The organism is Streptomyces sp. NBC_01116, assembly GCF_041435495.1.
Taxonomy (GTDB): domain Bacteria; phylum Actinomycetota; class Actinomycetes; order Streptomycetales; family Streptomycetaceae; genus Streptomyces.
The window spans coordinates 5157866-5170109 of record NZ_CP108644.1 but is presented as its reverse complement, the minus strand read 5'-3'; the positions used below and the strand labels follow the sequence as shown (position 1 = coordinate 5170109).

At 71.1% G+C, this 12244-nt stretch carries 14 protein-coding genes and 3 tRNA genes; 5 read left to right on the top strand and 12 right to left on the bottom strand.

The window, feature by feature from the left end; all coding sequences use genetic code 11:
* Positions 1-76 precede the first annotated feature (76 nt).
* The 5 genes from rplA to OG245_RS22765 form a co-directional block, all read right to left on the bottom strand.
* Positions 77-799, bottom strand: a complete 723-nt coding sequence (gene rplA / locus OG245_RS22785; RefSeq protein ID WP_015610693.1) for a 50S ribosomal protein L1 — start codon at positions 797-799, stop codon at positions 77-79.
* Between the two features lie 80 nt (positions 800-879).
* Positions 880-1314 carry a 50S ribosomal protein L11 gene (gene rplK / locus OG245_RS22780; protein ID WP_010058817.1) on the bottom strand — a complete coding sequence of 145 codons (435 nt, stop codon included), beginning with the start codon at positions 1312-1314 and terminating at the stop codon, positions 880-882.
* Between the two features lie 176 nt (positions 1315-1490).
* Positions 1491-2387: a transcription termination/antitermination protein NusG gene (nusG, locus tag OG245_RS22775; protein ID WP_371625330.1), complete on the bottom strand. Its 897-nt coding sequence runs from the start codon at positions 2385-2387 to the stop codon at positions 1491-1493.
* A 73-nt stretch (positions 2388-2460) separates the two neighbouring features.
* Positions 2461-2748: a preprotein translocase subunit SecE gene (gene secE / locus OG245_RS22770; protein ID WP_371625329.1), complete on the bottom strand. Its 288-nt coding sequence runs from the start codon at positions 2746-2748 to the stop codon at positions 2461-2463.
* A 106-nt stretch (positions 2749-2854) separates the two neighbouring features.
* Positions 2855-2927: transfer RNA gene (locus tag OG245_RS22765), tRNA-Trp, on the bottom strand.
* A gap of 212 nt (positions 2928-3139) precedes the next feature.
* On the opposite strand from OG245_RS22765, the gene OG245_RS22760 reads away from it, so the two are divergent.
* A complete protein-coding gene (locus OG245_RS22760; protein WP_050360966.1) occupies positions 3140-4366 on the top strand; it encodes a pyridoxal phosphate-dependent aminotransferase in 1227 nt (408 codons plus the stop codon).
* Positions 4367-4506: 140 nt separating this feature from the next.
* Positions 4507-5520 (top strand): adenosine deaminase, encoded by a 1014-nt coding sequence (locus tag OG245_RS22755; RefSeq protein WP_371625328.1) that lies wholly within the window; start codon positions 4507-4509, stop codon positions 5518-5520.
* Here OG245_RS22755 and OG245_RS22750 read toward each other — a convergent pair.
* Entirely contained in the window at positions 5513-6103 is a 591-nt protein-coding gene (locus tag OG245_RS22750) for a TetR/AcrR family transcriptional regulator (RefSeq protein ID WP_371625327.1), read from the bottom strand. The two genes, OG245_RS22755 and OG245_RS22750, sit on opposite strands and share 8 nt — an antisense overlap.
* A 98-nt stretch (positions 6104-6201) precedes the next feature.
* Between OG245_RS22750 and OG245_RS22745 the strand changes: the two genes are divergently transcribed.
* Complete coding sequence (locus OG245_RS22745; RefSeq protein WP_371625326.1) at positions 6202-6837, top strand: NAD(P)-dependent oxidoreductase; 636 nt, start codon at positions 6202-6204, stop codon at positions 6835-6837.
* Positions 6838-7037: 200 nt separating this feature from the next.
* Here OG245_RS22745 and OG245_RS22740 read toward each other — a convergent pair whose 3' ends face one another.
* From OG245_RS22740 to OG245_RS22715, 6 genes are all read right to left on the bottom strand, one after another.
* Complete coding sequence (locus tag OG245_RS22740) at positions 7038-8093, bottom strand: UDP-N-acetylmuramate dehydrogenase (RefSeq protein ID WP_371625325.1); 1056 nt, start codon at positions 8091-8093, stop codon at positions 7038-7040.
* Between the two features lie 255 nt (positions 8094-8348).
* On the bottom strand, positions 8349-8777 hold the full coding sequence (locus OG245_RS22735; protein WP_371625324.1) for a MaoC family dehydratase: 429 nt from the start codon (positions 8775-8777) through the stop codon (positions 8349-8351).
* Positions 8777-9229: a MaoC family dehydratase N-terminal domain-containing protein gene (locus OG245_RS22730; protein ID WP_371625323.1), complete on the bottom strand. Its 453-nt coding sequence runs from the start codon at positions 9227-9229 to the stop codon at positions 8777-8779. The genes OG245_RS22735 and OG245_RS22730 overlap by 1 nt, the downstream gene beginning before the upstream one ends.
* Before the next feature lie 121 nt (positions 9230-9350).
* On the bottom strand, positions 9351-9515 hold the full coding sequence (rpmG, locus tag OG245_RS22725; RefSeq protein WP_003956487.1) for a 50S ribosomal protein L33: 165 nt from the start codon (positions 9513-9515) through the stop codon (positions 9351-9353).
* Between the two features lie 88 nt (positions 9516-9603).
* A tRNA-Met gene (locus OG245_RS22720) sits at positions 9604-9676 on the bottom strand.
* A gap of 45 nt (positions 9677-9721) precedes the next feature.
* Positions 9722-9794, bottom strand: a tRNA-Thr gene (locus OG245_RS22715).
* 255 nt (positions 9795-10049) lie between these two features.
* On the opposite strand from OG245_RS22715, the gene OG245_RS22710 reads away from it, so the two are divergent.
* Complete coding sequence (locus OG245_RS22710) at positions 10050-11345, top strand: amidohydrolase family protein (protein WP_371625322.1); 1296 nt, start codon at positions 10050-10052, stop codon at positions 11343-11345.
* A 34-nt stretch (positions 11346-11379) separates the two neighbouring features.
* Positions 11380-12036: an SDR family oxidoreductase gene (locus OG245_RS22705; protein WP_371625321.1), complete on the top strand. Its 657-nt coding sequence runs from the start codon at positions 11380-11382 to the stop codon at positions 12034-12036.
* Positions 12037-12244 lie beyond the last annotated feature (208 nt).

Here is a 12244-nt window from a genome sequence, read left to right as displayed (position 1 = left end):
CCCGCACCTCGAAAGGTTGCGGGGCCCGTTCACACAGTGCACGCGTAGGACGCGGCTACCGGGTGAGCACGGAGGCTCAGACGGCGGCCGGGTCCTCCTCGACGAGGAGGTTGCGGGTGCGGTTGGCGTCCAGCGGGATGCCGGGGCCCATCGTGGTGGCCAGCGTGGCCTTCTTGATGTAGCGGCCCTTGGCGGCGGACGGCTTCAGACGGAGGATCTCGTCCAGCGCCGCTGCGTAGTTCTCCACCAGCTTGGTCTCGTCGAACGAGGTCTTGCCGATGATGAAGTGCAGGTTCGAGTGCTTGTCGACGCGGAACTCGATCTTGCCGCCCTTGATGTCGTTGACAGCCTTCACGACATCGGGGGTGACGGTGCCGGTCTTCGGGTTCGGCATCAGACCACGCGGACCGAGCACGCGGCCCAGGCGGCCGACCTTGCCCATGAGGTCCGGGGTCGCGACGACGGCGTCGAAGTCCAGACGGCCCTTCGCCACCTCGTCGATGAGCTCGTCGGCGCCGACGATGTCGGCTCCAGCGGCTTCCGCGGCCGCAGCACGGTCACCGGTCGCGAAGACCAGGACCCGGGCGGTCTTGCCGGTGCCGTGCGGGAGGTTCACGGTGCCACGGACCATCTGGTCGGCCTTGCGCGGGTCGACACCCAGGGCAAAGGCGACCTCGACGGTGCTGTCGAACTTCGTGGAGGCGGTGTCCTTGGCGATACGGACGGCCTCGAGCGGGGCGTAGTTGCGCTCCCGGTCGATCTTGGCGTCCGCAGCGCGGAGGTTCTTGCTGCGCTTCACTTCTACTCCTGTGGTTTCCGAGTATGGAGTCGTGGTGCGGACCAGCGCTTGGTCCTACCACTGGGGGTTACGGGGCTGAATCAGCCTTCGACCGTGATGCCCATGGAACGGGCGGTGCCGGCAATGATCTTCGACGCGGCGTCGAGGTCATTGGCGTTCAGGTCGGGGAGCTTCGTCGTGGCGATCTCGCGGACCTGGGCGGCCGTCAGCTTGGCAACCTTGGTCTTGTGCGGCTCGCCGGAGCCCTTGTCCACACCCGCGGCCTTGAGGATCAGCTTGGCGGCCGGCGGAGTCTTCGTGATGAAGGTGAAGGAGCGGTCCTCGTAGACCGTGATCTCCACCGGCACGACCATGCCACGCTGCGACTCGGTCGCGGCGTTGTAGGCCTTGCAGAACTCCATGATGTTGACGCCGTGCTGACCGAGCGCGGGGCCGACCGGCGGGGCCGGGTTCGCCGCACCGGCGTTGATCTGGAGCTTGATAAGCCCCGTGACCTTCTTCTTCTTGGGAGGCATTGCTCTCTCCGGGTCCTATGAGAGTGTTTCGCCGCCGATTCCGGTCATCCGGATGGAGGCATACCGCACAACGATAACGGGTATAGCTGTGCGACCAAAAACCCAGCAGGTCAGAGCGACTGTGAAGCCCCTCTGACCTGCTGGGTAGGCATGTGTCCAGAAACCGGCGGGAAGAGCTAGTTCTTCTGGATCTGGTCGAAGCTGAGCTCGACCGGGGTCTCGCGGCCGAAGATCTCGACGAGGCCCTTGACCTTCTTCGAGTCGGCGTTGATCTCGTTGATCGTGGCCTGCAGCGTGGCGAAGGGGCCGTCCGTGACGGTGACCGAGTCGCCGACCTCGAAGTCCAGCACCTGGACCTCGACCTTGCGGGACGGAGCCGGCTTGCCCTCGGCCTCGGCGGCCTCGCGGGCGGCCTTCTCCTCGGCCTCCGGGGCGAGCATCTTGACGATCTCGTCCAGGGTCAGCGGGTACGGGTCGTAGGCGTTGCCCACGAAGCCGGTGACGCCCGGCGTGTTCCGCACGACGCCCCAGGACTCGTTCGTCAGGTCCATGCGCACCAGCACGTAGCCGGGGAGCTTGTTCTGCCGGACGTTCTTGCGCTCGCCGTTCTTGATCTGGACGATTTCCTCTTCGGGCACCTCGGCCTGATAGACGAACTCCTCCACGTTCAGCGAGACGGCGCGCTGCTCCAGGTTGGCCTTCACGCGCTTCTCGTAACCGGCGTACGTGTGGATGACGTACCACTCGCCGGGGAGCGTGCGGAGCTCTTCGCGCAGGGCGGCGACGGGGTCGACGGGGGCGGCCGGCTCGGCCTCCTCCTCGTCGGCGCTCTCGTCGTCTGCCTCGTCCTCAGCGGCCTCGTCCTCGACCGACTCGGCGGCGTCCTCGTCGGACTCCTCGGCCTCGACGTTCACGGCGGCCTGCTCGGCGGGCTCGCCCGCGGCGAGGTCGGCGGCCTCGGCCTGGTCCGGGTCCACGGAGTCAGCAGCCTCAACGATGTCGAGCTCGTCCTTGGCGGACTCGAAGGCGCCAGCCTCGGGCTCGACGGCGTCGTTCAGGTTCGGGTCAGACACGATGGCTGCTTCTTCCTGGATACAAAGGGTGGAACGTGCGAAAGGGGCGCCGGGTCGGACGCCTTCCGCGAGATCAGCCGAAGACGTACTTGATGACCCGGGCGAAGCCCATGTCGAGAACCGTAACAAGACCGATCATGACGACGACGAACACGATCACCACGGAGGTGTACGTCGTCAGCTGGCTACGGGTCGGCCAGACAACCTTACGGAGTTCGGCGACGATCTGGCGGTAGAACAGCGCGAGCCGACCCAGAGGGCCCTTCTTGCCGCGCTTGCCGCCCTTCCGAGACTTCTTCTTCGACTCGGGAGCTTCGTCCTCAGCATCAGGCATGTCGATGGAGCCCACGGCGTCCGTCACGCTACTCACCTGATTCCGGGTCGTGGCCGTGCCGCGCCCGGTGGAGCCGCACGGCTGTGCAATGAAGTACGTACATGCGCACACATCCTGGCGAAGGAGTGTGTAGCAGGGCCGGAGGGACTTGAACCCCCAACCGCTGGTTTTGGAGACCAGTGCTCTACCAATTGAGCTACGACCCTTTGTGGTTTCCACCAACCTACCGCATCTTTCCCGGTGACCGGGTGCGGGTACGGTGCGGCTGGTGAAGGCCAACGACAGGTGAGTGTACGTGTTCAGGGCCGCCGCGTCGAACAGACAACAACCGACCGGTCCTGCCCGCATGCCGCCCGGGTCCTGTCCGGTCCCTGAAACCCCTGTGCCGACGGCTTTCACGGTCTGGGAGCATGGACCCATGAGCGCTGCAACTTCACCGTCCGAGCGCCGGGTTTCGGCCCGCATCGGTGCGATCTCCGAGTCCGCGACCCTCGCCGTCGACGCCAAGGCCAAGGCCCTCAAGGCCGCCGGCCGTCCGGTGATCGGCTTCGGGGCCGGCGAGCCCGACTTCCCGACGCCCGACTACATCGTCGACGCCGCGGTCGAGGCCTGCCGCAACCCGAAGTACCACCGCTACACCCCGGCAGGCGGGCTCCCCGAGCTCAAGGCCGCCATCGCGGAGAAGACGCTGCGCGACTCCGGCTACGAGGTCGACGCCAGCCAGATCCTGGTGACCAACGGCGGCAAGCAGGCCATCTACGAGGCCTTCGCCGCGATCCTCGACCCGGGCGACGAGGTCATCGTCCCCGCCCCCTACTGGACCACCTACCCCGAGTCGATCCGGCTCGCCGGCGGTGTCCCGGTCGAGGTCGTCGCCGACGAGACCACCGGCTACCGGGTCTCCGTCGAGCAGCTGGAGGCCGCGCGCACCGAGAAGACCAAGGTCGTCCTGTTCGTCTCGCCGTCCAACCCGACCGGCGCCGTCTACAGCGAGGCCGACGCCGAGGCCATCGGCCGCTGGGCCGTCGAGCACGGCCTGTGGGTGATGACCGACGAGATCTACGAGCACCTCGTCTACGGCGACGCCACCTTCACCTCGCTCCCGGCGATCGTCCCCGAGCTGCGCGACAAGTGCATCGTCGTCAACGGCGTCGCCAAGACGTACGCGATGACCGGCTGGCGCGTGGGCTGGATCATCGGCCCGAAGGACGTCGTCAAGGCCGCGACCAACCTCCAGTCGCACGCCACCTCCAACGTCTCCAACGTCGCCCAGATCGCCGCGCTCGCGGCCGTCTCCGGCCCGCTGGACGCCGTCGCCGAGATGCGCACCGCCTTCGACCGCCGCCGGGGGATCGTCGTACGGATGCTCAACGAGATCGACGGCGTGTTCTGCCCGGAGCCCGAGGGCGCGTTCTACGCCTACCCGGCGGTGAAGGACCTGCTCGGCAAGGAGATCCGCGGCAAGCGTCCGGCCACCACGGTCGAGCTGGCCGCGCTCATCCTGGACGAGGCCGAGGTCGCCGTGGTCCCGGGCGAGGCCTTCGGCACCCCGGGCTACCTGCGCCTGTCCTACGCCCTGGGCGACGAGGACCTGATCGAGGGTGTCTCGCGGATCCAGAAGCTGCTGGGCGAGGCCAAGGCCTGACCCGTCGCGTCACCGCTCGAACGAAAGGCGCCCCCGGCCGCTGGGATCCCCCACCGGCCGGGGGCGCTTTTTGTTCGAGCTGCCCCCCTAAACGGGAAAGCGGCTACCGCTCCGGCCCACCCGTGCGGCAGGATCTTCCAATGGAGCGTGATGTACGTCTGTTGCCCAAGGCCCACCTGCACCTGCACTTCACCGGGTCGATGCGGCCAACCACCCTGCTCGAACTCGCCGACAAGTACGGGGTCCATCTCCCCGACGCCCTGACCGGCGGCGAGCCGCCGAAACTACGGGCGACCGACGAGCGCGGCTGGTTCCGTTTCCAGCGGCTGTACGACATCGCCCGGTCGTGCCTGCGGTCCCCGGAGGACATTCACCGCCTGGTGCGCGAGAGCGCCCAGGAGGACGTCGCGGACGGCTCCGGCTGGCTGGAGATCCAGGTCGACCCCACCTCGTACGCCCCGCTGCTCGGCGGGCTGATCCCGGCCATCGAGATCATCCTCGACGCCGTGGACAGCGCGGCCCGGGACACCGGCCTGGGGATGCGCGTGGTGATCGCCGCCAACCGGATGAAGCACCCGCTGGACGCCCGCACCCTGGCCCGGCTCGCCGTCCGTTACGCGGACCGGGGCGTCGTCGGCTTCGGGCTCTCCAACGACGAGCGGCGGGGCATGGCCCGCGACTTCGACCGGGCCTTCGCCATCGCCCGCGAGGGCGGCCTGCTGGCGGCTCCGCACGGCGGGGAGCTGGCCGGGCCCTCCAGCGTGCGCGACTGCCTGGACGACCTGGACGCCTCGCGCATCGGCCACGGCGTCCGGGCCGCCGAGGACCCCCGGCTGCTGCGGAAGCTCGCCGAGCGCGGGGTCACCTGTGAGGTCTGCCCGTCGTCCAACGTGGCGCTCGGCGTCTACGAGAAGCCCGCCGACGTCCCCCTGCGCACTCTGTTCGACGCGGGCGTGCCGATGGCGCTCGGAGCGGACGACCCGCTGCTGTTCGGTTCGCGGCTGGCCGCCCAGTACGAGCTGGTGCGCCGCCACCACGGCTTCACCGACGAGGAGCTGGCCGAGCTGGCCCGCCAGTCGGTGCGCGGATCGGCGGCCCCCGTGGACGTGACGCGGAAGCTGCTCGCCGGGATCGACGACTGGCTGGCTAGCTGATCCCGCCCAGCAGCGTGCGCGCCAGGGAGGCGGCGAACGCGTCCAGGGACTGCGGGGGCGTGCCGCCGGGGAGCGCGGCGTAGGCGAAGGCCCGTTGGGCGCAGGCGCCCATCAGCAGGGAGGCCGCGGCGTAGGTGTCCGCGTCGGCCCGGACCCGGCCCGCGCCCTGTTCGGCGCGCAGATAGGCGTCGAGCTGCCGGATCGGCAGGTGGGGCCCGGCTTCCAGCCCTCCCACGCCCTCCTCGTGGCGGCGCTTGAGCTGGGGTTCGGCGTACAGGGACGCGGCCATGGGGAAGGTCTGCTCGTAGAACAGCGCGGCCACCCGGGCGATCTCGGTGAGGTTGCCCTCGACCGTGCCCTGGCCGGCGGTCAGTTCGCCGAGCAGGTTTCCGAGCCGGGGCAGCCGCTCGGCGAGGACGGTGACGAACAGCTCCTCCTTGCCGGAGAAGTACTTGTAGAGCGCCGCCTCCGAGCAGCCGGCGGCCCGGGCGATCTCCTTGGTGGTGGTCCTGGCGAGGCCGATGGAGAGCATCAGCTCGTGCGCCGCGTCGACGATCCGGACGCGGGCGGGCTTCTGGTCCATGCGTGCTCCAACAGGCCGGGACCCGGAAATCTTGACGACCGGGTGGGGAGCCACTCACTCTAGAGGTTAGTGAACACTCACCCACCAGGGGGCGCACCATGAGAATCACCGTGTTCGGGGCGACCGGCGGCGTCGGTCGGGAGATCGTCGGGCAGGCCCTCGCGGCGGGCCACGAGGTGACGGTCGTGGTCCGCGACCCGGACCGGCTCCCGGAGCGGCTGGATCGCGCGGCGCTGCACGCCGCCGTCCGGCTGGACGATCCGGCGGCCGTGCGGGCGGCGGTGGCGGGGCGGGACGCGGTCCTGTCGGGGCTGGGTTCGCGCGGCCGGAAGGCCAACGGCGTCGCCGAACGGCTGACCGGGCGGATCCTGACGGCGATGGAGGCCGAGGGCGTCCGGCGGCTGGTGGTGGTGAGCGCGGTGCCCGTGGGGCCGGAGCCGGCGGACGATCCCCTGGTGGACCGGCTGATGCGCAAGGCGGTCGGGGCGGTCCTCGCGGAGCTGTACGCCGATCTCACGCGGATGGAGGCGGCGCTGGACCGCAGCGCGACGGACTGGACCGCGGTGCGGCCGCCGAAGCTGACGGACGGGCCGCGTACGGGCGTCTACCGGCAGGTCGTGGGCGGTACGCCGCGCAGCAGCCGGTCCATCTCCCGGGCCGATGTGGCCCACGCGATGCTCGCGCTGGTCGGGGACCCGGCGGCCGTGAAGCAGGGCGTGGGCGTCGCGTACTGACCCCGTACGCCGCCCGGGGCCAGGTCCTGTCGTCGGACGGCCGTCGTCGCCCGGAGGGCGGCCCTGCGGGGTCGGGTGCGTGCTCCCGGTGTGCCGGGTGCGGGTCCTCGCACGGGACGTACTCGGGCCTGTGCCCGGTGCGGCGAGAGCGCGTGCACGGCACCGGGCAGGCGGCAGTCCGACGACAGGACCTGGAGGCCCTACAGGCTGACGCCGACCGTCACCGGCTCGTTGACCAGGGTGACGCCGAAGGCCGCGTGCACTCCGTCGACGACCTCGCGGGCCAGGGCGAGCAGGTCCTCGGTGGTGGCCGCGCCCCGGTTGGTGAGGGCGAGGGTGTGCTTGGTGGAGATCCGGGCGGGGCCGCTGCCGTAGCCCTTGGTGAATCCGGCCCGGTCGATCAGCCAGGCCGCCGAGGTCTTGGTGCGTCCGTCCCCGGCCGGGAAGGCGGGAGGTGCCACGTCCGGGCCGAGGCGCTCGCCGACCCGGGCGAGGAAGTCCTGGAAAGCGGCCGGTCCGAGGATCGGGTTGGTGAAGAAGGACCCCGCCGACCAGGTGTCGTGGTCCTCCGGGTCCAGCACCATGCCCTTGCCGGCGCGCAGCCGCAGCACGGTCTCGCGGGCGGCCGGCAGCGGGACGCGGTCGCCCTGCTCGACGCCCATGGCCCTGGCCGTTTCGGGGTACTTCAGGGGCGCGGAGAGCCCGGCCGCCTCTTCCAGCTCGAATCGGACACGCAGCACCACGAAGCGGTCGGGTTCGGCCTTGAAGCGGCTGTGACGGTACGAGAACGCGCACTCCGCGTTCGGAATCGTCACCGTCTCCTCGGTGCGCCGGTCGTAGGCGACGACCTCCGTGATGGTGGTGGACACCTCCTGTCCGTACGCGCCGACGTTCTGGATGGGCGTCGCGCCCGCGGATCCGGGGATGCCGGCCAGACACTCGATGCCCGCGAGGCCCGCCTCGACGGTCCGGGCGACGGCGTCGGTCCACACCTCGCCGGCCGCCAGCTCCAGGGACGTCCCCGACAGCGCGAAGCCCTGCGTGGCGATCCGCAGGGCGGTGCCGTCGAAGCCCTTGTCGCCGATGACCAGGTTGGAGCCGCCGCCGATCACCAGCAGCGGGGTGCCGCTCGCGTCGGCCTCGCGCACGGCGGCGATCACCTCGGCGTCGCTCGTGGCGGTCAGCAGCCGGGCCGCGGGGCCTCCGAGCCGGAAGGTGGTCAGGGGGGCGAGGGGGGCGTCGTGGAGTTCCTGCACGGGGACAAGAGTACGTTCCACGCCCCCGCCGCTCGTGCGGGGCCATGGGCCGGACGCCGGGGCCGGGGAGTGTCCGGCGGCCCCGAGGGCCCCGCCCACCTCCCCGCTCACCGGGCGCGCCCGGACCGAGTCGTGGAACCCCGGCCGGACGCGGTGCCCGGCCGGAAGGGCCGGCGGGGCGAGGGCGAGCACGCGGTGAGGGGCGCCCCTCCGCCGGAGAAACGCCCCTCACCTCGGCTGCCGCGCCGGTCCGCCTCAGGCGAGCCGGACCACGGCCCGCGACATCCCCAGCACCTTCTTGCCGTCGCACAGGGCGATCAGGTCCACCCGGACCAGGTTGTCGTCCAGCTTCACCGCGACCTTGCCGCTGACCTCGATCAGCGCGCCCTTGTCGTCGTTGGGCACGACGACCGGCTTCGTGAAGCGCACCCCGTAGTCGACGACCGCGCCCGGGTCGCCGACCCAGTCCGTGACCACCCGGATCGCCTCGGCCATCGTGAACATGCCGTGCGCGATCACGTCCGGCAGCCCGACCTCCACCGCGAACTTCTCGTTCCAGTGGATCGGGTTGAAGTCGCCCGACGCACCGGCGTACTGCACGAGCGTGGCCCGCGTCACCGGGAACGACTGCGCGGGCAGCTCCGTACCGACCTCGACCGACCCGTAAGAGACCTTCGCCGTCATCACGCCTCCTCGGCGGCGCGCGCCACCAGCTTCGTGAGCGCCGTGACCACCAGGTCGCCGGCCTCGTCGTGCACATCCCCCCGGATGTCCAGGACGTCGTTGCCCGCGAGGGACTTGATGGCCTCGATCGTGGACGTGACCGTCAGGCGGTCACCCGCCCGCACCGGACGCACATAGCTGAACTTCTGGTCGCCGTGGACGACCCGGCTGTAGTCCAGACCCAGCTGCGGGTCCCGCACCACGTCTCCGGCGGCCCGGTAGGTGATCGAGAAGACGAACGTGGGCGGCGCGATCACATCGGCGTGACCGAGGGCGCGGGCCGCCTCCACGTCGACGTACGCCGGATGGGCGTCGCCCACCGCCTCGGCGAACTCGCGGATCTTCTCGCGGCCGACCTCGTACGCCGGAGTGGGCGGATAGGTCCGCCCCACGAAGGACTGGTCGAGCGCCATGAGCTCGCTACCTCCTGAGAAACCTGGTGAAAGACGAACAAGGGCACGCCCTGTGCGGGAACGGCCCCTACAACGACACGAGGCCGCCCCCAGAGGGGACGGCCTCGTGTACGAGCCTGATTCAGCGCGTTTCGCGGTGCGCGGTGTGCGAGTTGCAGCGCGGGCAGTGCTTCTTCATCTCAAGACGGTCCGGGTTGTTACGCCGGTTCTTCTTGGTGATGTAGTTCCGCTCCTTGCACTCCACGCAGGCCAGCGTGATCTTCGGGCGGACGTCGGTGGCAGCCACGTGAGTGCTCCTTGGACGGACGGTGGACGGATGAACGCATAAAAGGGTAGCCGATCGAAGGACCGACCCAGCAATCGGCTACCGTTAGTAGCGGTGACCGGACTTGAACCGGTGACACAGCGATTATGAGCCGCTTGCTCTACCGACTGAGCTACACCGCTTTGATGATGAGTCCCCCCGCCGAAGCGGGGTTTCCCGATCACCAGAGCCCCAATGCGGAATCGAACCGCAGACCTTCTCCTTACCATGGAGACGCTCTACCGACTGAGCTATTGGGGCGAGCGATGAAGACATTACACGGTCCCCCGCCGGTTGCCCAAATCCGTTTGCGCCGCCCTCTCCGGCCCTCCGTCCAGGGCCGCCCACACCCCCTGATCAGGTCTTGATCCAGGCCGCGTCCGACTCCGGAACGGGCCCGTCCGACGGCCGGCGCAGGCGCACCGGTACGACTATTCCGCCCCTCCCGGACGCGGCCCCCGTACGCCCCTAGGGTGTGGTCACTCCGTGTGATCTTGAACCCCTCCCAGGAGCGCGATGCCCGACAGCCAGCCACGGCGGCCCGACGACAACGCGCCCGACAGCGCCGACGCGGCCACCACCGCCGAGCACCCCGCCCTCGTCCTCGGCGGCGCCCGCCTCGCCGACGGTCGGGCCGTCGACGTACGTCTGAGCGGCAGCCGGATCGAGGCCGTCGGCACCGCGGGCAGCCTCACCGCCCGTGGCCCCCGCATCGACCTCCGCGGCTACCTCCTGCTCCCCGCCCCGGCCGAACCCCACGCCCACAGCGACACCGCCCTCACCGCCGACAGCGCGGGCCCCGACAGCCCCGGCCCCGCCTCCCACCGCACCGAGGACATCCAGCGCCGCGCCACCGAGGCCGCCCTCCTCCAGCTCGGCCACGGCGCCACCGCCCTGCGCACCCACGTCCGCGTCGGCGACGTCCAGGGCCTCGCCCCGCTCGAAGCCGTCCTGGGGACCCGGCGCGCCCTGCGCGGCCTCGCCGACGTCATGCCCGTCGCGGTCCCCCGGCTCCTCACCGGCATCGCCGGGGCGGACAGCCTCGCGATGCTCCGGGACGCGGTGAAGATGGGCGCGGCCGTCGTCGGCGGCTGCCCCGACCTCGACCCCGACCCCACGGGCTACACCGAGGCCGTCCTGGAGATCGCCGCCGAGCACGGCTGCCCCGTGGACCTGCACACCGACGGCGACGACCCCGCCCGCCTGGCCCGGCTCGCCGCGATGGCCGCCGGACTGCGCCCCGGCGTCACCCTCGGCCCGTGCGGCGGCCTGGCCCACCTGCCCCTGGACGCCGCGGCCCGGGCCGCCGACCGGCTCGCCGCCGCCGGGATCACCGTGGTCTGCCTGCCCCAGGGCGGCTGCGCCGGCGCGGAGCGCCGTACGACCGCCCCCGTACGCCTGCTGCGCTCCGCGGGCGTACGCGTCGCGGCGGGCAGCGGTGCGCTGCGGGACACGGCCAACCCGGTCGGTCGCGGCGATCCGCTCGAAGCCGCCTACCTCCTCGCCTCCCAGGCGGGGCTGCGCGCCGAACAGGCGTACGCCCTGGTCTCCACGGCCGCCCGCGCGGCCCTCGGCCTGCCCGACGTGCGCGTCGAGGCGGGATTCCCCGCCGAACTCCTCGCCGTACGCGGCGAGCACCTCTCCGCGGTGCTCTCCCTCGCCTACAGCCGCATCGTCATCCACGGCGGCCGGATCGTCGCCCGCACCAGCGCCGTGCGCGAGTACTGCGACTCCGACGGAGACGCCGCCGCGGGGCTCGGCGGACTGCCGCGCCAGGGCAGGCCCGACTCCGGCGCGGGGCCGCGGAACTGAGCACGACCCGGCCCCCGGGCGTACGGTCGGTGGTATGCGCATTGTCATCGCAGGTGGACACGGACAGATCGCACTGCGGCTGGAGCGGCTCCTCGCCGCACGCGGGGATGAAGCCGTAGGGATCATCCGCAACCCCCAACAGAGTCAGGACCTGACCGAAGCCGGCGCCCAACCCGCCGTGCTGGACCTCGAATCGGCCACCGTGGAGCAGACCGCGGAGGTGCTGCGCGGCGCGGACGCGGCCGTCTTCGCCGCGGGCGCGGGGCCGGACAGCGGTGTCGCCCGCAAGGACACCGTCGACCGCGACGCGGCCGTGCTGTTCGCCGACGCGGCCGAGGCGGCGGGCGTCCGCCGCTATCTCGTCGTCTCCTCGATGGGAGCCGACCCCGACCACCCCGGCGACGAGGTCTTCGACGTGTACCTGAGGGCCAAGGGCGCCGCCGACGCCGACGTACGCTCCCGCACCGCGCTGGACTGGACGATCCTGCGCCCCGGCATGCTGACCAACGACGCGGGCACCGGACAGGTCCTCCTGGCCGCCTCGACGGGCCGCGGCCCGATCCCCCGCGACGACGTGGCGGCCACGCTGCTGGAGCTGCTGGACACCCCGGCGACGGCGGGCCTGACCCTTGAGGCGATCTCCGGGAACGTGCCGGTGACGGTGGCCGTGAAGGACGTCGCGGGCAACTGATCCGGGGCGGGACTCCCCGCTGAACTCCGCGCCCGGACAACGAGGAAGCCCCCGACCGGAAGAACCGGTCGGGGGCTTCGTTCGCGTGGCGGCGCCAGGGTTCGAACCTGGGTAGGCTGAGCCGGCAGATTTACAGACCGCGCCTCGGCCCAGCTCTGATCAGGCTCTTTCTCCATCCCCTGCGTACTCGCCCCACGCAGACCCCACC